Origin of the sequence: Psychrobacillus sp. FSL H8-0484, from assembly GCF_038005325.1 — a bacterium.
GTDB lineage: Bacteria > Bacillota > Bacilli > Bacillales_A > Planococcaceae > Psychrobacillus.
On the sequence record NZ_JBBOSZ010000001.1, the window covers coordinates 3,512,089 to 3,536,588 of the forward strand.

A 24,500-nucleotide genomic window follows, 5' to 3' on the forward strand; every position below is an offset into this window, starting at 1 on the left:
AAGTAATACTTCAATCAGTGGGGTGTTTTTTCCCCACTGATTGTTAGTTGAACCATTCGAGCTTTTACGGGTGTTATTAATGTTGGTTAATTTAGTCCTAGGCGTTCAAAAATCATGTCTACATGTTGGATGTGATAGTTGTAATCAAAACAATCATCTAAATCTTCTTTTGTTAATAATGAAGTAATCTTTTCATCCGCATCTACAAATGTACGGAAAGCAGTTTGAGATTCCCACGCTTGCATAGCAAGTGGTTGTACAGTGTCATACGCTGTTTCACGTGCAAGACCTTTGTCAATTAGTGCAAGAAGTACACGTTGAGAGTAAATTAATCCTAAAGTAGAATCCATATTACGCTTCATGTTTTCTGGGAATACCGTTAAATTTTTCACGATATTACTGAATCGATTTAACATATAGTTAAGTGCAATTGTTGCATCAGGTAAAATGACACGTTCTGCTGATGAATGCGAAATATCTCTCTCATGCCATAACGCTACGTTTTCAAATGCAGTCACCATATATCCACGAATTAATCTTGATAAACCTACCATATTCTCAGAACCAATCGGGTTACGTTTATGCGGCATTGCAGAGGAACCTTTTTGCCCTTTTGCAAAGAACTCCTCTACTTCACGAGTTTCTGATTTTTGCAGACCACGAACTTCTGTAGCGAATTTTTCAATAGAAGTTGCGACTAAAGCTAATGTGCTCATGTATTGTGCATGGCGATCACGTTGTAAAGTTTGAGTAGAAATTGGTGATGCTGCTAAACCTAATTTTTCACAAACATATTGCTCTACAAAAGGATCGATGTTTGCATAAGTTCCTACAGCACCTGACATTTTTCCAGTTTCAATTGATTTAGCTGCTGCTTCAAAACGTTCTAAGTTACGTTTCATTTCTTCTGTCCACAAAGCAAGTTTAAGTCCGAAAGTTGTTGGCTCTGCATGTACTCCATGCGTACGTCCCATCATTACGGTGTATTTATGTTCTTTCGCTTTATTCTCCAGAATCTCGATAAAGTTTTGAATATCTTTACGTAAAATAACATTCGCTTGTTTAATTAAATAAGAAAGAGCTGTATCTACAACGTCTGTAGATGTTAGACCGTAATGAACCCATTTACGTTCTTCTCCTAAAGTTTCAGAAACGGCACGAGTAAAAGCCACTACGTCATGTCTAGTTTCTTGTTCAATTTCTAAAATACGATCTACATTGAAAGATGCATTTTTACGAAGTGCGACAACATCTTCTTTTGGAATATCGCCAATTTCCGACCACGCTTCACAAGCTAAGATTTCTACTTCCAACCATGCATTGTATTTGTTTTCTTCTGTCCAAATAGCTCCCATTTCAGGGCGTGTATAACGTTCTATCATTTAATTTCCTCCTGTATTATGACCAAATTTTAGATTGCTCGATTTCTTTTAAAGTTTCTTCGATGTTTGCTGAAAGGATGGTAACGTGTCCCATCTTCCGATTCGTTTTTGCCTCGCTCTTGCCGTACAAGTGAACAGACCAGTTTGGGTATTTACAAAGGTTATTGGTTAATGGAACAATATGTTGCCCCAAAACATTGACCATAACAGTTTCTGTCCAGAGCTTTGGATCACGTAAAGGCCAACCGCAAACAGCTCTAATATGTTGATGGAATTGCGAAATATTACATGCTTCGATAGAATAATGACCCGAATTATGAGGTCTTGGAGCCAATTCATTGATCAAAATGTCATTCTCTTCTAGTACGAACATTTCGACTGCAAGTGTTCCGACAAGATTTAAGTGATTTGCAATCTTTTCTGCTGCTTCGATTGCTTTCGCTGCAAGAGATGCATCGATACGAGCTGGAACGATCGTTTCATGGAGAATATGATTTACATGAATATTTTCACCAATTGGTAAGCAATACGTTTGTCCTTCCCCATTTCGTTGGACGATTACAGATATTTCTTTTGTAAATGAAACAAACGCTTCTGCAATACATGCCGAATGGTCAAAGAGTGATCTTGCCACCCCTAGCTCCTCTTTTGATTGAATCGTTTGCTGCCCTTTTCCATCATATCCACCTCTCGCAGTTTTCACTACGCATGGAAATCCTACTTCATCAATAGCCTGCTCTAATTCCTCAAATGTATTAGCTTCGACAAATTTCGCAATAGGTGCCCCAGAAGCTTGAATCTCTGTCTTTTCAATAATACGGTCCTGAGTAATTCTTACAAGCTCTGCCCCTTGAGGAACATAAGCAATTTGCGATAATCGTTTCAAGCCATCATAGTCAATATTTTCAAATTCATAAGTGATCACGTCACTTACTTCTGCTAGCTCCTCTAACGCTGCTTCATCATTATACGATGCTACGATTCGAATGTCAGCAACCTGCCCACATGGTGAATCCATCGTTGGTTCAAGTACAGCTACTTTAAATCCAGCTTCTTTTGCAGCTAATGCCATCATTCGACCAAGTTGTCCACCACCGATAATACCAATTGTTTGTCCTGGATAGACTACTTTAGTCATTGAAGCTCACCGTTACTTTCTAGTACTTGTTTTTTCGTGTCTTCTCTTCTTTTTTCTAGTCGTTCAGCTATTTTTATATCTTGAATAGAGAGAATTTGTGCCGCAAGCAATCCTGCATTCGTTGCACCTGCTTTTCCAATCGCAACCGTTGCTACTGGCACACCACCTGGCATTTGAACTATTGATAATAAAGAATCTAGTCCATTTAATGCTTTTGATTGTACAGGAACACCGATAACTGGAAGAGTCGTCTTTGCCGCCACCATACCAGGTAAGTGTGCAGCACCGCCAGCACCAGCAATAATGACTTGAATTCCACGTGATCTCGCTTGCTCTGCATATTCAAACATTAAATCAGGCGTACGATGCGCAGAGACTACTTGTTTTTCATACGGTATATGAAGCTCATCAAGTATTTCACAACTATATTTCATTGTTTCCCAATCACTAGAACTTCCCATAATTACACCAATTTTTGCGTTCATTATATTCGTCCCTTCTCAAACTATAAAAAATTCCCCAAATAAACTACTCTCTCTATGAAAGAAAAGCAGTTTACTTGAGGAACTAAGTTTCAGGATTTGTGTCTTAACTAACATATGCAAACACATCCTTTAGCATAATCCAAAAGTTGCTTTCCCTCATAGTCCTGTCATTTACGGTGACTTGGTAGAGACGCTAAAGCCAATTCTTTAGCATATATGGGGATATGATCGTCTATTTCTATCTTAATTTTAACAAGTTCACACAGTAACGTCAATGCTTAAATACGAACGATTAATTTTCAGAAAACTATATCGTTCGGTTTTTGTTAATATTTTTACATTTTTTTATCTCTAACACCTTTTAATTGGATCAATTGTTTAACTGGCACGGGCTGTCCGTCTACCTCTGCAAAGATCGGCTCTTCTTTTCTTCCTACTACTTGAAAGCCTTGCTCTATCATTCTGTCCATGCATGTGGAGATGCTCTCATCTTCCTGCACTTCAAACCAGACTGTCTCTTTTTTCATTATTAATATAGGATGATTTTTGATTTATCATCCATCCTCCTCTTCTTTTGAACAGTTATGTATTTGTAATCGACTATAATAATTTACAGTATATCATGTGCGCGACTAGATAAACATGAGAGTATACCTGTTAGGGAGGGATTCATCCATTTGTTTTTGCTAATCATCCAATACTATGTGGGATTCTTCTAATAATCATAGTTATTCTTCCAAAACCTCACAGTATACTTCCAATATTCATAGTTATTCTTCCAAAACTTCACTTTATTCTTCCAATATTCATAATTATTCTTCCAAAACTTCACGGGGGATTCTTCCGATACTATAGTTATTCTTCCAAAACTTAACGGTATTCTTATAATTATAGTTATTTTTCCAAAACTTTACGGTATACTTCCAATATGCATAGTTATTCTTCCAAAACTACACGGTATTCTTCCGATATTCATAGTTATTCTTCCAAAACTTTACGGTATTCTTCCAATTTGCATAGTTATTCTTCCAAAACTTCACGGTATTCTTATAATCATAATTATTCTTCCAAAACTTTATGGTATTCTTCCGATTCATAGTTATTCTTCCAAAACTACACGGTATTCTTCCAATATTCATAGTTATTCTTCCAAAACTTCAAGGTATTCTTCCAATTCTACTTTACATTCGTCCAAAACCTTATTTTCTCTTCCTAATTTTTTCACCACATCCACCTATAAACAGTGTTTTTGGCCTTCTGTTCTCTGGTGAGATTCATAGAATTAAGAATTCTTGATGCCAATTGTGAAGAATTAATCTGTAAAAACTTTCGACAGTCTTTATTAGAAATGCGATCATCTATAAGTGTAAACCATTCCTGAATTGTTAATACATGAGCATTTCTATCAATATTTCCACAATTTGAACAAATCCAACCTATATTCTTCTTCACCATACCAAACTGTTCACATCCTTTACATTGTACCCCAGTCATTAAACAAGCCGGATCAATGGACCAGTTCTTACACATAGGATAAGGAAAATAAGCTTGATGAGCGGCCACAATACTCTGAGCCAAATCATCCATTTGTGTTGAGGATAAATATTTCTTCTCCCTCGGCAAATTTCGCAAGTAAACAGGAATGCTCGATGCATATATCACGTCTGTATGATTTGGAGGTTTAACCACCTTAGATTTCATATTACTTAAAACAATAACCCCTTTAACTGGAAGTTCTATTCCACGCCCATGCAACCATTCCTTGAATAAATACATATTTCGATAAACCTGTACTTCTGGACTCTCGAATATTTCTTTCTTTCCATTTTCTAGTGTACGAGTTAAACATGGTGGTACCGTTTCAAAACACAGCTCTCCCACAATATTTTTACATTCTAAAATTACAATATAATATGGACTAATAAACACCGTATCCATCTGGAACTTTCCATTCGAAGATAAACTTACATCATGCAATATGCGGCAGTTAAATGGAAATGAATAACGATCAAATACTTCCGCCACTTTTGTTTCTCCCATAATACCCGCTTTTGCTGATTTCATCTTCGAATGAATAACCGCTTTCATCGCATGCTCGCTTGGTAAACGGCGATAGAGCATCTGCAACCCCATATACTTATACTCGATTGATCGCGTTTTAATAATCATATTATCCCCCCTTTTTCGCACAATACCATAAATAAATAAAATGTAAATTGTACTAAAAAGGCGATAATTGCATTTTGGTAACGCAGAATGACTCAAAATTGAATTATATGTCAATATAATGCAACAAAAATTAATTTTTAATTTTTTTACTATGAACATTTTTTCGACTAGAAATGTCACTATTTCCTGGGAAATGTCATTTCAAATTTAATTTCTTAAATTAACATATCTATTGTCGTCTAATGAAATCAAAGATTACTTTTGAAATCCATTAAATAACTTAACGATACCTCATGTTAAAATTGAGAACACTATCTCCAAAACTGAGTACAACTTAATCAACTGCAAAGTTAGCAAATAATCGACAAAAGTTACCATTTAAAAATCCACACACAAAAAAGCCGCTACCGATTTCTCGGTAACGACTTAGTGCCCAGCGACGTCCTACTCTTGCAGGGGGAAACCCCCAACTACCATCGGCGCTGAAGAGCTTAACTTCCGTGTTCGGTATGGGAACGGGTGTGACCTCTTCGCCATCATCACTAGACTTTGAGTTGTTCACTCAAAACTGGATAAAAGACATTGAATTCTTCAAATTCTATTTTGGTTAAGTCCTCGATCGATTAGTATTCGTCAGCTGCACGTGTCGCCACGCTTCCACCCCGAACCTATCTACCTCATCGTCTTTGAGGGATCTTACTTACTTGCGTAATGGGAAATCTCATCTTGAGGGGGGCTTCGTGCTTAGATGCTTTCAGCACTTATCCCGTCCACACATAGCTACCCAGCGATGCTCTTGGCAGAACAACTGGTACACCAGCGGTGTGTCCATCCCGGTCCTCTCGTACTAAGGACAGCTCCTCTCAAATTTCCTACGCCCACGACGGATAGGGACCGAACTGTCTCACGACGTTCTGAACCCAGCTCGCGTACCGCTTTAATGGGCGAACAGCCCAACCCTTGGGACCGACTACAGCCCCAGGATGCGATGAGCCGACATCGAGGTGCCAAACCTCCCCGTCGATGTGGACTCTTGGGGGAGATAAGCCTGTTATCCCCGGGGTAGCTTTTATCCGTTGAGCGATGGCCCTTCCATGCGGAACCACCGGATCACTAAGCCCGTCTTTCGACCCTGCTCGACTTGTAGGTCTCGCAGTCAAGCTCCCTTCTGCCTTTACACTCTTCGAATGATTTCCAACCATTCTGAGGGAACCTTTGGGCGCCTCCGTTACACTTTAGGAGGCGACCGCCCCAGTCAAACTACCCGCCTGACACTGTCTCCTACCCGGGTTACGGGTATGGGTTAGAATTTCAATACAACCAGGGCAGTATCCCACCGACGCCTCCTCCGAAGCTGGCGCTCCGGGCTCTAAGGCTCCTGCCTATCCTGTACAAGTTGCACCAAAATTCAATATCAAGCTATAGTAAAGCTCCACGGGGTCTTTCCGTCCTGTCGCGGGTAACCTGCATCTTCACAGGTACTATAATTTCACCGAGTCTCTCGTTGAGACAGTGCCCAGATCGTTACGCCTTTCGTGCGGGTCGGAACTTACCCGACAAGGAATTTCGCTACCTTAGGACCGTTATAGTTACGGCCGCCGTTTACTGGGGCTTCAATTCGCACCTTCGCTTGCGCTAAGCACTCCTCTTAACCTTCCAGCACCGGGCAGGCGTCAGCCCCTATACTTCACCTTACGGTTTTGCAGAGACCTGTGTTTTTGCTAAACAGTCGCCTGGGCCTATTCACTGCGGCTCTTCTAGGCTATTCACCCAAAAGAGCACCCCTTCTCCCGAAGTTACGGGGTCATTTTGCCGAGTTCCTTAACGAGAGTTCTCTCGCTCACCTTAGGATTCTCTCCTCGACTACCTGTGTCGGTTTGCGGTACGGGCACCTATCACCTCGCTAGAGGCTTTTCTTGGCAGTGTGAAATCAGGAACTTCGGACTAAGTCCTCGCCATCACAGCTCAATGTTATAGAATGCGGATTTTCCTACATTCACACCTTACTGCTTGGACGTGCATAACCAACAGCACGCTTACCCTATCCTTCTGCGTCCCCCCATTACTCAAACGGTGGTTTGGTGGTACAGGAATATCAACCTGTTGTCCATCGTCTACGCCTATCGGCCTCGACTTAGGTCCCGACTAACCCTGAGCGGACGAGCCTTCCTCAGGAAACCTTAGTCATACGGTGGACGGGATTCTCACCCGTCTTTCGCTACTCATACCGGCATTCTCACTTCTAAGCGCTCCACCAGTCCTTCCGGTCTGACTTCAACGCCCTTAGAACGCTCTCCTACCACTGATACCAAAGGTATCAATCCACAGCTTCGGTGATTTGTTTAGCCCCGATACATTTTCGGCGCAGCGTCACTCGACCAGTGAGCTATTACGCACTCTTTAAATGATGGCTGCTTCTAAGCCAACATCCTGGTTGTCTAAGCAACGCCACATCCTTTTCCACTTAACAAATACTTTGGGACCTTAGCTGGTGGTCTGGGCTGTTTCCCTCTTGACTACGGATCTTATCACTCGCAGTCTGACTCCCAAACATAAATCATTGGCATTCGGAGTTTGTCTGAATTCGGTAACCCGGGATGGGCCCCTAGTCCAAACAGTGCTCTACCTCCAAGATTCTTAACGTTTGAGGCTAGCCCTAAAGCTATTTCGGAGAGAACCAGCTATCTCCAGGTTCGATTGGAATTTCTCCGCTACCCACACCTCATCCCCGCACTTTTCAACGTGCGTGGGTTCGGACCTCCAGTAAGTGTTACCTTACCTTCATCCTGGACATGGGTAGATCACCTGGTTTCGGGTCTACGACCACATACTCATTCGCCCTATTCAGACTCGCTTTCGCTGCGGCTCCGTCTTCTCAACTTAACCTTGCATGTAATCGTAACTCGCCGGTTCATTCTACAAAAGGCACGCTATCACCCATTAACGGGCTCTAACTACTTGTAGGCACACGGTTTCAGGATCTATTTCACTCCCCTTCCGGGGTGCTTTTCACCTTTCCCTCACGGTACTGGTTCACTATCGGTCACTAGGTAGTATTTAGCCTTGGGAGATGGTCCTCCCAGATTCCGACGGAATTTCACGTGTTCCGCCGTACTCAGGATACACTCAAGAGAGAATGAACTTTTGACTACGGGGCTTTTACCCTATCCTGCGGACCTTTCCAGATCGCTTCGTCTAGCTCATTCCTTTGTAACTCTATGTAGAGTGTCCTACAACCCCAAGAGGCAAGCCTCTTGGTTTGGGCTATTCCCGTTTCGCTCGCCGCTACTCAGGGAATCGATTTTTCTTTCTCTTCCTCCAGGTACTTAGATGTTTCAGTTCCCTGGGTGTGCCACAGATACGCTATGTATTCACGTAAATGTACTGCTCCATTACGAACAGTGGGTTTCCCCATTCGGAAATCTCCGGATCAAAGCTCACTTACAGCTCCCCGAAGCATATCGGTGTTAGTGCCGTCCTTCTTCGGCTCCTAGTGCCAAGGCATTCACCGTGCGCCCTTATTAACTTAACCTAATATGGCTTCCAATTACTTGGAGTCCATTCAAAATTAGTAGTTAAAAGTACTACACAATCTATAATCACCGAAGTGATTATAAATCGAATTTCTTGAATTTATTTCTTTCAATGTCGTTTTATCCAGTTTTCAAAGAACAAGTTTTCAAATGCTCATAAAAATGAACATTCAAAACTGAACTGCAAAACGTTAAGATACAGATAAAAATCTGTATTCCGTAATATATCCTTAGAAAGGAGGTGATCCAGCCGCACCTTCCGATACGGCTACCTTGTTACGACTTCACCCCAATCATCTGTCCCACCTTCGGCGGCTGGCTCCCGTAAGGGTTACCCCACCGACTTCGGGTGTTACAAACTCTCGTGGTGTGACGGGCGGTGTGTACAAGGCCCGGGAACGTATTCACCGTGGCATGCTGATCCACGATTACTAGCGATTCCGGCTTCATGTAGGCGAGTTGCAGCCTACAATCCGAACTGAGAACGGTTTTATGGGATTAGCTCACCCTCGCGGGGTTGCGACCCTCTGTACCGTCCATTGTAGCACGTGTGTAGCCCAGGTCATAAGGGGCATGATGATTTGACGTCATCCCCACCTTCCTCCGGTTTATCACCGGCAGTCACCTTAGAGTGCCCAACTAAATGCTGGCAACTAAGATCAAGGGTTGCGCTCGTTGCGGGACTTAACCCAACATCTCACGACACGAGCTGACGACAACCATGCACCACCTGTCACCGCTGTCCCCGAAGGGAAAGATCTATCTCTAGAACGGTCAGCGGGATGTCAAGACCTGGTAAGGTTCTTCGCGTTGCTTCGAATTAAACCACATGCTCCACCGCTTGTGCGGGCCCCCGTCAATTCCTTTGAGTTTCAGTCTTGCGACCGTACTCCCCAGGCGGAGTGCTTAATGCGTTAGCTGCAGCACTAAGGGGCGGAAACCCCCTAACACTTAGCACTCATCGTTTACGGCGTGGACTACCAGGGTATCTAATCCTGTTTGCTCCCCACGCTTTCGCGCCTCAGCGTCAGTTACAGACCAGAAAGCCGCCTTCGCCACTGGTGTTCCTCCAAATCTCTACGCATTTCACCGCTACACTTGGAATTCCGCTTTCCTCTTCTGTACTCAAGTCCCCCAGTTTCCAATGACCTTCCACGGTTGAGCCGTGGGATTTCACATCAGACTTAAAGGACCGCCTGCGCGCGCTTTACGCCCAATAATTCCGGACAACGCTTGCCACCTACGTATTACCGCGGCTGCTGGCACGTAGTTAGCCGTGGCTTTCTAATAAGGTACCGTCAAGGTACGAGCAGTTACTCTCGTACTTGTTCTTCCCTTACAACAGAGTTTTACGATCCGAAAACCTTCTTCACTCACGCGGCATTGCTCCATCAGACTTTCGTCCATTGTGGAAGATTCCCTACTGCTGCCTCCCGTAGGAGTCTGGGCCGTGTCTCAGTCCCAGTGTGGCCGATCACCCTCTCAGGTCGGCTACGCATCGTCGCCTTGGTAGGCCGTTACCCTACCAACTAGCTAATGCGCCGCGGGCCCATCCTGTAGTGACAGCCGAAACCGTCTTTTAACATTTCCACATGTGAGGAAATGGATTATTTGGTATTAGCCCCGGTTTCCCGGAGTTATCCCAATCTACAGGGCAGGTTGCCCACGTGTTACTCACCCGTCCGCCGCTAAATCAGAAGAAGCAAGCTTCTTCGTCATTCGCTCGACTTGCATGTATTAGGCATGCCGCCAGCGTTCGTCCTGAGCCAGGATCAAACTCTCCATAATAGAGAACTTAAAAAGCTCATTTGTTTTGCTGGCATCATCATTAAATGATGTCAAAAATTGTTTTGCTATCTAACTAACCGAAGTTAGTCTTTCAAGCTGTATGTCTTAACGTTTTGCATGTTCAGTTTTCAATGTTCATGTTGTTGATGTTGCCGCTTGTTTTAGCGACCTCTGTATCTTAACACCCTTTTCGATATTCCGTCAATACATAAAACGATAAATATCGACAAATATATAATAACGATTTATTCGGATAAATACAATTATTAATCTTAGCTTTAAATCTTTGCTTCTGAACCCTCTGCTTACTACGTTTGACACTTCATTTCGGAAACATACTTCACTCCAAAAATAGATTTCCTAATAGAAAAAGAGAGACATGAAGTCTCTCTTTTTATTCATTTCATTATAAGAATATAAAGTAGCCAAGGAAAATTAGCCACAAGCCATACATAATAGGATGTATTTCTTTAATTCTTCCAGCTACGATCATTGTAATTGGATAGAATAGGAATCCAATTGCGATACCAGTTGCAATGGAATAAGTTAATGGCATTGCGATAATTACGAAGAATGCTGGTACTGCAATTTCGAATTTCTTCCATTCTATATTTCCTAAGGAAGATACCATTAATACCCCAACGATAATTAATGCCGGTGCAGTAACATATGAAGTAACTACACTTAATATTGGATAGAAGAATAGTGACAATAATAGAAGTACCCCTGTCACTACTGCTGCAAAACCTGAACGTGCGCCAGCTGCAACACCAGCAGTTGATTCTACATAAGAAGTAGTAGTAGAAGTACCTACTACTGCACCCGCTGTTGTAGCGATTGCGTCTGCAAGTAGTGCTTTACCAGCACGTGGTAATTTTTCACCTTTCATCAATCCAGCTTGGTTTGCTACAGAAATCAATGTTCCTGCTGTATCAAAGAAGTTAACGAATAAGAAAGTAAGTACTACGATCAAAAATTGATGATTAAAAAGAGAAGATGGATCATTGAATATTGGATCAAGCGCTGCCCCAAAAGTTGGTCCCACACTTGGAACACTACTCACGACTGCAGTTGGAATTGGCACTAGGCTGAAAATCATACCAACAATAGCCGTGATTAGCATACCATAGAAAATCCCACCTTTAACGCCTCTCACCATCATAATTACTGTAATTACTAGGCCGAAAATTGTTAATAGAATATTTGGATCTGTTAAGTCACCTAATCCAACGATTACTGCAGGATTACTAACGATAATCTTAGAATTTTGTAAACCAACAAAAGTAATGAATAAACCAATTCCTGCACCAACTGCGTATTTTAACTCAGTTGGAATTGCATTAATAATTGTTTCACGAATACCGGTTAATGAAAGAAGAATAAAGATAATACCTGCAACGAATACTCCGGTTAAAGCTACTTGCCAAGAAACTCCGAAATCCAATACAACTGTAAAAGCAAAGAATGCATTTAGTCCCATACCAGGAGCTAGTGCTATTGGATATTTTGCTAATACCCCCATTAAAATAGAACCGAGACCAGCTGCAATAGCAGTAGCTGTAAACACAGCTCCTTTATCCATATGCATGGAGTCTGGTAATCCTTCTACTGTTTCAAGCGATAAAATCATTGGGTTTACTACGAGGATGTAAGCCATTGCTAGGAATGTTGTTAAACCACCAATAATCTCACTGCGGTAGTTCGTACCTAATTCGTCAAACTGAAAATACTTTTTCATGAGATCCTCCATTTTTTTGTCGCGATAACGAAAGAAAAGCATACGACCAATTACTACGGTCGTATGCTTTAAATATCTCCAATAAGGGAAAGAACAATGCTTTCCTCTCATCGTAGTCGAATCATTTACGGTGATTCGGTAGAGACTTTTGGGCCTTATTCCCAACGTTATACGACGACATAATTAAATTATGTAAGTAATATACCATTGATTTTTTCTAAAATCAATACTAAACACGAACGTTTTTTAAATTAATTATATAATAGTTCGCTTTTTTAAAAATCTGACATATTACATAAACAGTTTAGTAAAATGAGGAAGTGTGCGCTATACATGAAATTTAGAAGAGTCATTCGCAGTTAAATTGGTGATGATCTATTTTAAACATCATAATCAACAGAGGAGATTTTTACTATGAAAATTGAAAGATTGTTATCTATCCTAGTTGTTTTATTAAATAACGAAATTGTTTCAGCAGATGAACTTGCTAAAAAGTTTGAGGTGAGTAAAAGAACCATTTATAGAGATATTGAGTCTTTAGCTTTGGCTAACCTTCCAGTTGTAACATTTCATGGACGAAATGGCGGAGTTGGGTTGATGGCTTCTTATAAAATGGATAGATATTTGTTTTCCGATGAAGAAAAACAAAAGATTATAGAGGCTCTAAAAATTCAAACAAGCATGGTACATGAGGATAGCCAAATGCTTATAGATAAATTGGAGAGCTTAAGAGGAATCAATAACATGTCGGAGCACTTTTCCTTTTACTCCCCTACTATACATAGAAAAGAAATCGAACAAAATCTTCAGGACAAGTTAATCCTTTTAAAACAAGCGATAGCTTTGAATAGGAAGTTGCACATAGAATATGTTTCTCAAAGTGGTGAAATCACACATAGAGTTATTTCACCTTATAAAATTGTATTAAATGGTGGTAGTTGGTATTTAGAGGCTTACTGTGAAAAAAGAAACGATAGAAGATTATTTAAGTTAACGCGAATAAGAAATTATACATTACTTGATGAAGAATTTGCTGTGGCAAACGTAGAAGAAATTGACTTAGCACCTTCTTGTGAGATCGCTGAATTAGTTTTTCAAAGAGATCAATTAGGTAAGTTGTATGACTTTTTCTTAGAAGATGAAATTACTATACACGAAAACTATATCAAAGTAATATTTTCGTTTGATAATAATAGAAATCTGTTACCCTTTTTATTCATGTTCAGTAGCTCGGTTGAGATAATTAAGCCCGAATCATTAAAACGTAACTATTACAATGAGTTAAATAAAATCTACAATAAATTAAATAGTGACACTCAGTTGTCATATATTCCATGATACATTTTCTGTAGAGAGGCGGAGATGTAAAGTGCGAAAAGAATTTTCAACTAAAGCAATCTACGGAAACAAAATTAGAACAAACAATAATGATATTCGTGTATTTTCAAACATGTGGGTTGAATTTTTGAAGAATAAAGTGGAAGGCGATGTATACGCAATATATAGTAACTACCAAAGTGATCATACAGGTGACTTTGACTTTTTAATCGGAACAGAAGAAGTGGTTGGGAGCTCTACCGTTACTATTCCCGAGGGTGAATATTATGTTTGGGAAGTTGCTACTAATGATATGGAAGCTGTCGGTAAAGCCTGGAACGAGATTTGGAAGAGTGATTTACCTCGAACATACAATCATGACTTCGAACTTTACAAAACAGATGGAAGTATAAGTATCTATTTATCCGTTTCTAATAGCTAAAACTTAGCAGCATATCCAAATGGAAGGCAACAAAAAAACCCCCGATTCTAAAAAGAATCGAGGGTTTTTCCTGTAAGGTAATACAAACTAAAAGAAAGGTGTCTTTTAAAATGAATCACAAGAACTTATATTAGCATCTCCTAATAAAGTTGTAAATAACCCAAAGAAATGACTATACCTACCTTGAATCTGTTGTTTAAACGAAACTCTTCTATTAGTTCCATTATTTTAGACATAAAAAACTCTCCCACATTCGCAAAACACGAATAAAGGAGAGTTTATTTTTTTTCATATTAAATAGTTGCACGTAAAAAGTGATGTCTCTAACTAAAAACTAACGATAAACATTGATATATCAGCGTTTATTTTATTTCGCTTTTAGCTAAACTTCACTTCCTATTCCCACTCAATCGTTGCTGGTGGCTTAGAAGCAATCTCATACAGCACACTCACCAACCATTGATACCATTGGGTTTTACGCTATTTATCAAAACAGGATATTTCGTTCAATTCATGTAATTCTTGTCTTCAATTGTAGCTGGTGAACCCCTATTTAACAACGGTATTATTTTGAATAATGGCTATGTCGTTTCAATGTCAAAATCAATTAGTGAGGAATGGATATCTGATGACGAGTTTTTTGTCACCGAATCTGAAATTTAGGAGAATAATAAACTCTATCATCAATTGAAAAAAAGAACTTCGAATAAGAAAAACATAGGGAGATTTTAGTCTTCCTATGTTTTCATTCATGTTATTTATCTGTTTGTTTTTGCTTTTTTTTCAAATACTCCGCACGTATTTTTTCAAGTTGCTGCTTTTTATCAAATTTGGCAGGCTTGTGTTTTTCATGATACTTTGCCACAGCCACCTGACCTTTGGTATCCAATAGATATTTCCCCACTTTGTTCACCTACTTTTCTTGTCTTTAAAGAGAATCTATTCAACAAATATAATATACCTTATTTTACTGAAGTAAACCTTTTTACTTTATTAGTGTACCGCCTAACCTTGCATATATTTTAGTAAAAACTTAGTAAAATAATTCATAGCCAAATGGTATTCATTATACTTATCTTTACGACCTTAAATTTGCTGATTCATTTTAAAGTCATCAATCAAGTCGCTAATTTTAACTAAAACAAAAACCTCTTCCAGTTATTTGTTATAAATAACTAAAAGAGAGTTTAATTTTTGAAATATAAATAGTTGTACGTTAATCATTGATTTAGTTCTTAACAAACTACGTTAGACATTGATATGACTGCGTTTATAACCTGTTTAGTTTATATTACTGAACAGTCCTATTCCCACTCAATCGTTGCTGGTGGTTTACTCGTAATATCGTACAGCACGCGGTTGATGTGTGGAACTTCATTCACAAGACGAACACTTACTTTTTCTAGAACGTCCCAAGGGATACGTGCCCAGTCAGAAGTCATTCCATCAATAGAAGTTACTGCACGGATACCGATTGCATAATCATATGTTCTTGCGTCACCCATTACACCAACGCTACGGATGTCCGGAAGCACTGTGAAGTACTGCCAAATGTCACGATCTAGACCAGCTTTTGCAATTTCTTCACGAAGGATGAAATCAGATTCGCGAACGATTTCTAATTTTTCTTCTGTAATTTCACCAAGTACACGGATACCTAAACCAGGACCAGGGAATGGTTGACGCCAAACGATTGCTTCATCAATACCAAGCTCTAAACCAAGTGCACGCACTTCATCTTTAAATAATGTTTTTAGAGGCTCGATTAACTTGAACTGCATATCTTCAGGTAGTCCACCTACGTTATGGTGAGATTTAATCGTTTGAGCTGTCGCAGTACCAGATTCAATAATATCTGTATAAAGAGTACCTTGAGCTAAGAAATCCATACCTTCTAATTTAGACGCCTCTTCATCAAATACATAAATGAATTCGTTACCGATAATTTTACGTTTTTGCTCTGGATCAGAAACGCCAGCTAATTTATTCATGAAACGTTCACGTGCATCAATTTTAATAACTTTCATGTTGAAGCCTTCTGTGAAAGTCTTCATTACTTGTGCAACTTCACCTTTACGGTTTAAGTTGTGATCCACAAACATACAAGTTAATTGATCGCCAATTGCTTTATGAATTAACACAGCAACTACAGAAGAATCTACTCCACCACTTAGTGCGCATAGAACTTTTTTGTCGCCAACTTCAGCACGAATTTTTTCAATTTCCATTTCAACAAAGCTTTCCATTGTCCAATCACCAGTTGCATGACAAACGTCAAATACGAACTGACGAAGTAATTCGATTCCATAAGCAGAATGTCTTACTTCTGGATGGAATTGAACTGCATAAAATTTCTTCGTTTCATTTGCCATTGCTGCTACTTCACATGATGGGCTAGTTGCGATTACTTCAAAGCCTTCTGGCGCTACAGTTACATGGTCACCATGACTCATCCATACAACTTGATTCGCAGGAAGTTTTCCAAATAGAGCCGTCGCATTTTTCACATCAATTTCAGCTTTACCATATTCACGATGAGAAGCTTTTTCCACTTTCCCACCGAAATGTTGTGACATTAATTGCATACCATAGCAAATCCCTAAAATAGGAACGCCGATTTCATATATTGCTGGGTCAATATGAAATGCATTTTCATCGTATACAGAGTTTGGGCCGCCAGAGAAAATGATACCTGTAGCATTCATTTTCTTTAAGTCTTCGGCTGTGATTGTATGCGGATGTAGTTCACTGTATACTCCAAATTCACGAATACGACGCGTGATTAATTGGTTGTATTGACTTCCGAAATCTAGTACGACGATCTTTTCTTGTTCTATCAACAATGGAGTTGAAGACATTAGCATCCACCTCTTCTTATAAGTAATCCAAGTTGCGCCTCTCAATTCAAATTCGCCTTGGTATTTGGACGTTTTACGGAATAAGATTAAAAAAACGCGTATGAAAGTATTACTCTCTCTACGCGTTTACGTTCTCTACATCAAAAAGGCGAATGCATATGTCCCTAAAAAAGACATGACTGCATTCACCTTCATAGTCAAGTTATTATCGGTAACTTGGTAGAGACATCCGAACCATATTATCGGACATATACGAGGGCAACTTGGTCAATTTAATTTGACTTCAGTTTACAGGTTGTCGAACCTAAAATCAACCGCTTAGCTGATTGATTAAATTTTCCCAACTTTCTCTCATTAATGCGTAATTTACATCATCTTTATTGTTACCATAAAATCCATTTTCATACGTACTTGTCAGCCTTCTCATATGTCGGTCTCCAAAGTTTATATCAACCTGTTTTGCAAAATCCATAAGAGTTTGTCCTTGCTCTCTTTTTAGACCATACCTATTAAGTTCTTTTAATAACTGGTGGTACATTTTCTCAAAAGTATTCCAATCATTTTTTCTCATTCGATATACAGGTATAAGCACTTTTGATAGCCACTTCCCTCTATGTCGATATGCAAGCAAACTGAAGAAAGTTATTCCAACTATCGTCCAGATAATCAATGCCTTTCGTTCAGATACCCATTTTGCAACAGTTTTCATCATTTCCGTGAAGCCTATAGAAATTTCTGACTGCTCATTTTCAGACTTTGGTTTTTCGGGAGTTGGAGTTGGACTAGCTTCGGGTACTTCTGGCTCATCTGATTGAGCGTCAATGTCATAATTTACGGTTGGATTATTGGAAAATCCAATAGTTGGCTCGAAAGTCATCCACCCTACGTTAGGGAAATATGCTTCCACCCATGAATGAGCATTATTATTCGTTACTTCAAATACTGGCACACCATCTATCTGATCAACAACTTCACCAGGAGCAAAGCCTTTCACCCAACGTGCTGGAATTCCTTCCGAGCGAAGTAAAACGACCATAGAGGTGGAAAAGTTATCGCAATAGCCTACCTTCGTATCGAATAAAAACTGATCGACATAATCGGTGTCACCCTCTGGAATAGCCGAGAAGTTTTGATTGTAACTAAAACCATTTTGACGATAGTATCGTTGAATTGATATTGCCTTATCATATAAACTACTGTTACCTTCCGTAATAGAAGTAGCTAGATCTCTTACTCTTGTTGGTAAATTTTCTGGCAGTTGTAAATATCGATCAAACTCACTTGATAGTGCATTTACGTCTTCAATGGTTGCATTTCGAAGTGCTTTTAAACTGTAAACTGGCTCACTAAATGTGGCATCATAATTCCTAATGGGTACAGTATTTTCCCCAATAAAAGTAGAAATTTTTTGATTCATCGGGTCCATGTCCATCCGAAAAGGTGCCTGGCTTATGGAATCTACACTTTTTATTCCGTAAGGCTGCATGATAAAAGGAAACTCTTGTAGCATAATAATACTTGCAACAGATGTCTCATCCTCATTACCAGGAGTAATGTCTGAAATGATCGATTCCCCTGAATTAAAGCTTCTCATTTCAGAATCTATACTGGATTGAATCCACCCTTTCGAAGTATACGTATCCTTCGTCTCTATTTTCCAATATTGCTCTGTTTGTACATTTGCCATAAACACTGGTGTATCATCGCTACTAAAACCCCCACCTAGCTTTTCATCATTCTCCCCATACCCTACTTTCCGAGTCACTCCATTACTACCTTCTCCCAAAGAAGCATTAGGGTTCGAAGATGTGAAAAATGGCACTGGATCTGGCCAGCTTGGTCCTGCTTTTGGCAAAGTGTAGGCAAACACTCCACTTATCAAAAGTAGCCCTACTAAACTAGTAACTGAGGCGAATAAAAATGTTCCTTTCATTTCCTCTTTATTTTCACTTATAAGCTTTTGTGCATATAACAATCCCATTACGATAAACCCAGAAATTAATGTGATCACAATACTCTTATCTCCGTTATACCCACTGAAGGTATCTAAAATCGTTATAAATAAAACAGTGAGAACAAAGAATAAGAGCAGATTTTTTCGAACACGAATCCAATAATTTAATAAATACGTAGTCATCCATAACAGGATAAAAAACAATACTGTACGAAAAGGGTCATTTATTTTTTGCCAATCTTGCGTAACGATTGCTTGGACATTTACTACGAGATTTTCCCATAAATAAGAAAAAGCCTCTCTTGATAAAAAGGAAAAGTCCGTGTAAAGAGCCACGATTACCCAACAAATAAATAGCAATTTTAATGGAGTTGCATATTTCCAGTTCAACTTTAGTAAGTAGAGTAAAAAAGATAACGCTAAATAGTAACAAAATAAATTCAAATTATCCGTATCAGTTAACTCAATAACTGGCTTTAACCATTCGACCATTAAAAGATAAACAAAAAAATAAATGATGAAGGATAAAATTATTTCTTGTGTCTTTGCACTCATGAACGCTTCACCTCCAAAAATGCTTGGGCAAACCGATCCTTAGTTATATTATGAACCTGAATTCCTCTGCTCCTTGCATACCGGTACAGAGAAATTTCTTCTTTTAGTGATTTCTCATTTTTTTGTTTTACAACAAAGCAAGTACATACACGTAAGTTACCTGCTGTCTTTTGAATACTATCGATCCATTCTTGTGTAAGTCTACTAGTAATATACAAGAGGGATGTTGCTTGCGCTAATGCACCATCAAGCAAGACTACTTGCTCGACCGGCTTTGTTAAATCGGCTTGAACTTTTGTTAGATGATAAAGCACGCGTTGTAGCTGTTCTTCCGTTTGAACAGACGGAAGAAATAAACGATTTTCCCCAAGAGACAAAAAGGCACTAGATGCTTGATGTCGAACAACTGCTTGCATGATTGAGGCGGATAAATCGACCACTTCTTCAAAAAGATTAGAAGGAGTTCTATCTATTAAAACGAACAAGTCCTGTGATTGGCGGTCTTCAAACTCTTTCGTTTTAAGTGTTTGAGTGCGGGCAAATGATTTCCAGTGAATCCATGAAACACGATCTCCTGGTTGGTAAGATCTTACTCCCGTTGCCATGGACGTATCCTTCATCGTTTGAATCCTAGATACGGCTGCTCCTTGGTCATATCTTGTTTCAATCGGAATATATACCATCTCCGTTAAATTAGGAAATACGAGGATTATCTTTTGGTTTGATATAACCGTTTCTTTTTGTATCCATCCGAATAAGTCACTTACCTGAATGGTTGAACCCTCTAAGACATGCTCTCCACGAGGAATATGCTCGATTTCAAACGTCCACGTAAGCTCTTTTTTCATTCCCCAAAAAGCTAGCCTTTTCCATGAGGTTGTAGGCTCAAGCGTAGAACTTACATTTTCCTTATACTTAATATACATAAGCGGAAAACGATTATTTCGTTTCACTCGAACGATTGCTGAAAATTTCCCTCCGCTATATACCTTGCGCGTTTCAATGGTTCGTTCCACTTCTACTTTAGATAATGGATACAAGAATAATAGAAACGAATAAATAAAAAGAGGAACGACGAGGTAAAATAGAAACCAACTAACAAATCCCCCTTGAAACATTGCATAGACAAACGCCACAATTAGAAGAAACAAGATACCTGTAAAGCCTTTTAGCTTCTTTAATCGTTTGAGCCATTGCATCATTGACTTACTTTCCTCTTAATAGGGACAGGTGTTCGCTTCACGATTCGAGATAATACTTCCTCTGTTGAAATGCCATCATATCTTGCTTCTGGTCGAAGGATGACACGATGCCCAAAAACAGATGGAGTTAAATACTGAATATCATCTGGTGTAACATAGTCCCTTCCTTGTAGCATGGCAAAAGCTTGGGAAGCTCGCATTAATGCTATGGAAGCTCGAGGACTAACACCTAAGTATATATAAGTATCTTGTCTCGTTCGATTTGCAAGATCTACAATATATCCTTTCATCGTGTAATCTACTTTTACCAGCTTCACTTGCTTCTGTAGGTGGATTAATTCCTCCAAAGAAAGGACAGGCTCCAAAGTCTCAATAGGAGAAGCGTGCTCTAATCTATTTAGTATTTCTATTTCTTCACTTGGATGTGGATATCCCATTTTTAGTTTCAATAAAAAACGGTCCAGCTGAGCTTCTGGCAAAGGATACGTTCCTTCATGCTCAATTGGATTTTGCGTAGCCATAACGAAAAACGGCTTTGGAATTGGCATAGTCACTCCATCAATCGTAACGGATGCTTCTTCCATTCCTTCTAACAGAGCGGATTGCGTTTTTGGAGAGGTACGATTAATCTCATCTGCAAGGACAATATTTCCTAAAATCGGACCAGGTCTAAATTCAAATTCCATTTCTTTCGGATTGTAAATGGAAACCCCCAATACATCCGATGGCAATAAATCTGGCGTAAATTGAATTCTTTTAAAATCGGCACCTATTGATTTTGCAAGAGCTCGAACCATCATCGTTTTCCCTACTCCCGGAACATCCTCTAAAAGTACATGTCCTTCTGATAAGAGAGCAATTACCGCAAGCTCCGCTATATTTTTCTTACCTATCATTACTTTTTCTATATTCGCTATAATTGCGTGAATTTGACTTTGTTCTGTCATCTGCTTTCCCCCAGCACTCACTATTGATAGATTAGTTAGAATATTAATTTAATACTTTACAAGCATACCGAAAATTACAAAAAAATACAAATTAAAAAGTCGAATTACCTCATTGGAGACAATTCGACTTCGTTTTATTATTTCCAAAAATCATCAAAAACAGTAATCGGCATAAAACGTTTATGCTTCGAGCGATTATAGAAGCCTTCAATCTTTTCTTGTGCTTCCTTCGATACCATTTTACCTTCTAAGTAATCATCAATTTCCTCATAAGTTACACCAAGTGCCACTTCGTCTGGAAGTGCAGGGCGGTTTTCTTCTAAATCAGCGGTAGGTGTCTTTAAATATAAATGCTCTGGACAACCTAACTGCTTGAGTAATTGCTTTCCTTGTCTTTTATTCAAACGGAAAATTGGCGTTAAATCGACGCCCCCATCTCCATACTTTGTATAAAATCCGGTGACTGCTTCTGCAGCATGGTCTGTTCCAAGGACAACTCCATTATGCATTGCAGCAATGGAATACTGTGCCTTCATGCGCTCTCTTGCTTTCTCATTGCCTTTTGCAAAATCTGATAGCGTAATACCCGCTTCGGCTAGTGCACGAGCACTTGCATCCACCGATTCTTTAATGTTAATTGTTACGCGTTGCGACGGGTTAATAAAATGAAGTGCATCTTGACGTTCCGCTTCATCAAATTGCACACCGTATGGCAAACTTACTGCTATAAACACATATTGTTCTTCGCCATTTTCCTTATTTAATTCGTCTACTGTCAGTTGAGCAAGTTTTCCAACTAATGTAGAATCTTGCCCTCCGGAAATGCCTAAAACTAAACTTTTCAAGAATGGATGCTTCTTTAAATATGCTTTCATAAAATCGATACTTAAACGAATTTCTTCATCTACATCAATAATTGGCTTTACTTTTAGCGTTTCAATAATTTCTCGTTGCTTTGATGACATCTTTAACGACCTCCATTTTGAGCAATGAAATAATGTTCCATTTCCTTCACTTCTTGAATGTTACGCATTTTATTATCCCAACATTTTTGACTTAAATCGACTGGATATTCTTCTGGGTTAAGGGATCGTTTATATTCATCCCATAGTAATTCTAAATTATCATGCGCATATTGACGAATGTCTGGTAAATCAGGATTTTCATAAATAACTTGTCCACCCTCAATTACTTTTACATGTAAATCTTTCGCTTCGAAATTGGTTACAAATTTGGATACGAATGTATGGACAGGGTGGAACATTTTTAAGCGTTCCTCATGCGTAGGGTCTTCATCGTGCATTGTAATATAGTCGCCCTCTGCCTTTCCATTTTCTTTATCAATGATACGGTACAGTTTTTTCTGACCAGGCGTTGTTACTTTTTCGGTTGTAGAAGAAATTTTGATCGTATCTTCCATTATTCCTGCTTCATTTTCAATAGAAACTATTTTATAAACAGCACCAAGTGCAGGCTGATCATACCCTGTAATTAGTTTCGTTCCAATACCCCAGCTATCTACCTTGGCACCTTGAGCTTTCAAGTTTAGAATTGTGTATTCATCTAAGTCATTAGATACGATAATTTTCGCATCTTTAAAACCAGCTTCATCTAACATTTTTCTAGCTTCTTTTGAAAGAAATGAAATATCCCCTGAATCTAGGCGAATCCCGATAAAGTTAATCGTGTCACCTAGTTCCTTCGCAACCTTAATAGCAGTAGGAACACCAGTTTTCAAGGTGTTATATGTATCCACTAAAAAGACGCAATCTTTATGACGTTTAGCATACGAATGAAAAGCATCATATTCATTTTTATATGCTTGTACCAAAGAATGGGCATGTGTTCCGGAGACGGGGATGCCAAACAACTTCCCTGCACGAACATTACTCGATGCTTCAATCCCACCGATATAGGCAGCACGTGTACCCCAAATGGCCGCATCCATTTCTTGCGCACGTCTAGAACCAAACTCCATAGCAATTTCATCTTTCACTACTTGTTTTATACGAGAACCTTTTGTTGCAATTAATGTTTGGTAATTCACGATATTTAATAATGCAGTTTCAACTAATTGAGCTTCTGCTAATGTAGATTCAATACGCATAATGGCCTCATTTGGAAAAACTAGTTCCCCTTCCACCATTGAGTACACATCACCAGTAAAACGTACTGACTTCAAGTAACCGATAAAATCCTCTCGATAACCAAGCTCGTTTTGTAAATAATCTAGATCGCTTTCTGTAAAATGAAAATCTCGTAAATAATCAAGACATCTTTCCAACCCTGCAAAAATTCCGTACCCATTTCCAAATGGAAGCTTCCGGAAAAATAATTCAAATACAGCTTTTCGTTCATGCATATTATCAGCCCAATAAGCTTCGACCATATTTATTTGATATAAATCAGTATGTAATGCTAAACCGTCGTCTGGATAAATTTTTTTCATAAAGATAAGATCCCCTTCTCCATAACAATTGAACCTAGTATACACTATTTCCTCACATTCTTGGACTATTAACTCACAAAGAAACCAGCCACCGAAATGATGGCTGGTTCTCGTCAATTAAACCATTATTTATCCATTGGAGAAATCACTGTCACAATATATTCTGCAACCGCTTCAATCTCATTACAATGAATTTTAATTCGAATTCAAAATAAATGAATCAATTTCATAATTCCAATTTACATAAAAAAACACGAACAATAAAAGGGAACTAAATAAATATTTTAAGCGAAATAAAGTATAGTTGATTCCCGCTATGGGCGGACGCTTTCCGCGGGGTGAGCGATAAGCCATCACCGCCGCTCACGCGTCGTTTGTGATGTCTTATCTGCTTCACTCATCCCGCTGGAGTCGCCGCCCGCTGCTTCAATCAACGAAGTGATAAATGTTCATATTTTAATGACAACGTACTATTTATGAAATAAACTCAAATGTTTCCGCTTTCAAATCTATTAAGATAGAAATTTACTTATAGTTTTTAAT

15 protein-coding genes, 3 rRNA genes and 3 riboswitches are annotated in these 24,500 nt (G+C 39.1%); of the genes, 2 read left to right on the top strand and 16 right to left on the bottom strand.

Annotation, left to right across the window (positions count from 1 at the left end; all coding sequences use genetic code 11):
* Positions 1-86: 86 nt before the first annotated feature.
* The 9 genes from purB to MHH81_RS17295 all read right to left on the bottom strand — a co-directional run bounded on the left by purB (position 87) and on the right by MHH81_RS17295 (position 12,233).
* On the bottom strand, positions 87-1,382 hold the full coding sequence (gene purB, locus MHH81_RS17255; protein ID WP_340923579.1) for an adenylosuccinate lyase: 1,296 nt from the start codon (positions 1,380-1,382) through the stop codon (positions 87-89).
* Between the two features lie 16 nt (positions 1,383-1,398).
* A complete protein-coding gene (gene purK, locus MHH81_RS17260; RefSeq protein WP_340923581.1) occupies positions 1,399-2,520 on the bottom strand; it encodes a 5-(carboxyamino)imidazole ribonucleotide synthase in 1,122 nt (373 codons plus the stop codon).
* Positions 2,517-3,005 (bottom strand): 5-(carboxyamino)imidazole ribonucleotide mutase, encoded by a 489-nt coding sequence (gene purE, locus MHH81_RS17265; RefSeq protein WP_340923583.1) that lies wholly within the window; start codon positions 3,003-3,005, stop codon positions 2,517-2,519. The genes purK and purE overlap by 4 nt, the downstream gene beginning before the upstream one ends.
* Positions 3,006-3,144: 139 nt before the next feature.
* A riboswitch (purine riboswitch) is annotated at positions 3,145-3,245 on the bottom strand.
* A 95-nt stretch (positions 3,246-3,340) separates the two neighbouring features.
* Entirely contained in the window at positions 3,341-3,532 is a 192-nt protein-coding gene (locus MHH81_RS17270) for an NETI motif-containing protein (protein ID WP_340923586.1), read from the bottom strand.
* 694 nt (positions 3,533-4,226) lie between these two features.
* Positions 4,227-5,174, bottom strand: coding sequence for a nuclease-related domain-containing protein (locus MHH81_RS17275; RefSeq protein WP_340923589.1), 948 nt, complete (start codon positions 5,172-5,174; stop codon positions 4,227-4,229).
* Between the two features lie 431 nt (positions 5,175-5,605).
* A 5S ribosomal RNA gene (gene rrf, locus MHH81_RS17280) occupies positions 5,606-5,721 on the bottom strand.
* Positions 5,722-5,777: 56 nt separating this feature from the next.
* Positions 5,778-8,706: ribosomal RNA gene (locus MHH81_RS17285) — 23S ribosomal RNA — on the bottom strand.
* 235 nt (positions 8,707-8,941) lie between these two features.
* Positions 8,942-10,495 (bottom strand): 16S ribosomal RNA (locus MHH81_RS17290).
* Together the 16S, 23S and 5S rRNA genes form the textbook arrangement of a ribosomal RNA operon.
* A gap of 406 nt (positions 10,496-10,901) precedes the next feature.
* A complete protein-coding gene (locus MHH81_RS17295; RefSeq protein WP_340923592.1) occupies positions 10,902-12,233 on the bottom strand; it encodes an NCS2 family permease in 1,332 nt (443 codons plus the stop codon).
* A gap of 93 nt (positions 12,234-12,326) precedes the next feature.
* Positions 12,327-12,428: riboswitch (purine riboswitch) on the bottom strand.
* Positions 12,429-12,647: 219 nt separating this feature from the next.
* On the opposite strand from MHH81_RS17295, the gene MHH81_RS17300 reads away from it, so the two are divergent.
* A complete protein-coding gene (locus tag MHH81_RS17300) occupies positions 12,648-13,571 on the top strand; it encodes a helix-turn-helix transcriptional regulator (protein WP_340923595.1) in 924 nt (307 codons plus the stop codon).
* Between the two features lie 31 nt (positions 13,572-13,602).
* A complete protein-coding gene (locus MHH81_RS17305) occupies positions 13,603-13,992 on the top strand; it encodes a GyrI-like domain-containing protein (RefSeq protein WP_340923598.1) in 390 nt (129 codons plus the stop codon).
* A 754-nt stretch (positions 13,993-14,746) separates the two neighbouring features.
* Here MHH81_RS17305 and MHH81_RS17310 read toward each other — a convergent pair.
* The 7 genes from MHH81_RS17310 to MHH81_RS17340 form a co-directional block, all read right to left on the bottom strand.
* Positions 14,747-14,881 (bottom strand): hypothetical protein, encoded by a 135-nt coding sequence (locus tag MHH81_RS17310; RefSeq protein WP_340925378.1) that lies wholly within the window; start codon positions 14,879-14,881, stop codon positions 14,747-14,749.
* Between the two features lie 415 nt (positions 14,882-15,296).
* Complete coding sequence (gene guaA, locus MHH81_RS17315) at positions 15,297-16,850, bottom strand: glutamine-hydrolyzing GMP synthase (RefSeq protein ID WP_340923601.1); 1,554 nt, start codon at positions 16,848-16,850, stop codon at positions 15,297-15,299.
* Between the two features lie 174 nt (positions 16,851-17,024).
* A riboswitch (purine riboswitch) is annotated at positions 17,025-17,126 on the bottom strand.
* 34 nt (positions 17,127-17,160) lie between these two features.
* Positions 17,161-19,359: a DUF4129 domain-containing transglutaminase family protein gene (locus MHH81_RS17320; protein WP_340923604.1), complete on the bottom strand. Its 2,199-nt coding sequence runs from the start codon at positions 19,357-19,359 to the stop codon at positions 17,161-17,163.
* Positions 19,356-20,561: a DUF58 domain-containing protein gene (locus MHH81_RS17325; protein ID WP_340923607.1), complete on the bottom strand. Its 1,206-nt coding sequence runs from the start codon at positions 20,559-20,561 to the stop codon at positions 19,356-19,358. Before MHH81_RS17325 ends, MHH81_RS17320 begins: the two co-directional genes overlap by 4 nt.
* Positions 20,558-21,508: an AAA family ATPase gene (locus MHH81_RS17330; protein ID WP_340923610.1), complete on the bottom strand. Its 951-nt coding sequence runs from the start codon at positions 21,506-21,508 to the stop codon at positions 20,558-20,560. Before MHH81_RS17330 ends, MHH81_RS17325 begins: the two co-directional genes overlap by 4 nt.
* Before the next feature lie 137 nt (positions 21,509-21,645).
* The gene (gene nadE / locus MHH81_RS17335; protein ID WP_340923613.1) at positions 21,646-22,473 is read right to left on the bottom strand and encodes an ammonia-dependent NAD(+) synthetase; all 828 of its coding nucleotides are present in this window, start codon (positions 22,471-22,473) and stop codon (positions 21,646-21,648) included.
* 2 nt (positions 22,474-22,475) lie between these two features.
* On the bottom strand, positions 22,476-23,957 hold the full coding sequence (locus MHH81_RS17340) for a nicotinate phosphoribosyltransferase (protein ID WP_340923616.1): 1,482 nt from the start codon (positions 23,955-23,957) through the stop codon (positions 22,476-22,478).
* Positions 23,958-24,500: the final 543 nt, after the last annotated feature.

Excerpts from the sequence above, each read along its gene's own strand:
- purB (WP_340923579.1), bottom strand. The coding sequence starts at position 1,382 with ATGATAGAACGTTATACACGCCCTGAAATGGGAGCTATTTGGACAGAA.
- purK (WP_340923581.1), bottom strand. The coding sequence starts at position 2,520 with ATGACTAAAGTAGTCTATCCAGGACAAACAATTGGTATTATCGGTGGT.
- purE (WP_340923583.1), bottom strand. The coding sequence starts at position 3,005 with ATGAACGCAAAAATTGGTGTAATTATGGGAAGTTCTAGTGATTGGGAA.
- MHH81_RS17270 (WP_340923586.1), bottom strand. The coding sequence starts at position 3,532 with ATGAAAAAAGAGACAGTCTGGTTTGAAGTGCAGGAAGATGAGAGCATC.
- MHH81_RS17275 (WP_340923589.1), bottom strand. The coding sequence starts at position 5,174 with ATGATTATTAAAACGCGATCAATCGAGTATAAGTATATGGGGTTGCAG.
- MHH81_RS17295 (WP_340923592.1), bottom strand. The coding sequence starts at position 12,233 with ATGAAAAAGTATTTTCAGTTTGACGAATTAGGTACGAACTACCGCAGT.
- MHH81_RS17300 (WP_340923595.1), top strand. The coding sequence starts at position 12,648 with ATGAAAATTGAAAGATTGTTATCTATCCTAGTTGTTTTATTAAATAAC.
- guaA (WP_340923601.1), bottom strand. The coding sequence starts at position 16,850 with ATGTCTTCAACTCCATTGTTGATAGAACAAGAAAAGATCGTCGTACTA.
- MHH81_RS17320 (WP_340923604.1), bottom strand. The coding sequence starts at position 19,359 with ATGAGTGCAAAGACACAAGAAATAATTTTATCCTTCATCATTTATTTT.
- MHH81_RS17325 (WP_340923607.1), bottom strand. The coding sequence starts at position 20,561 with ATGATGCAATGGCTCAAACGATTAAAGAAGCTAAAAGGCTTTACAGGT.
- MHH81_RS17330 (WP_340923610.1), bottom strand. The coding sequence starts at position 21,508 with ATGACAGAACAAAGTCAAATTCACGCAATTATAGCGAATATAGAAAAA.
- nadE (WP_340923613.1), bottom strand. The coding sequence starts at position 22,473 with ATGTCATCAAAGCAACGAGAAATTATTGAAACGCTAAAAGTAAAGCCA.
- MHH81_RS17340 (WP_340923616.1), bottom strand. The coding sequence starts at position 23,957 with ATGAAAAAAATTTATCCAGACGACGGTTTAGCATTACATACTGATTTA.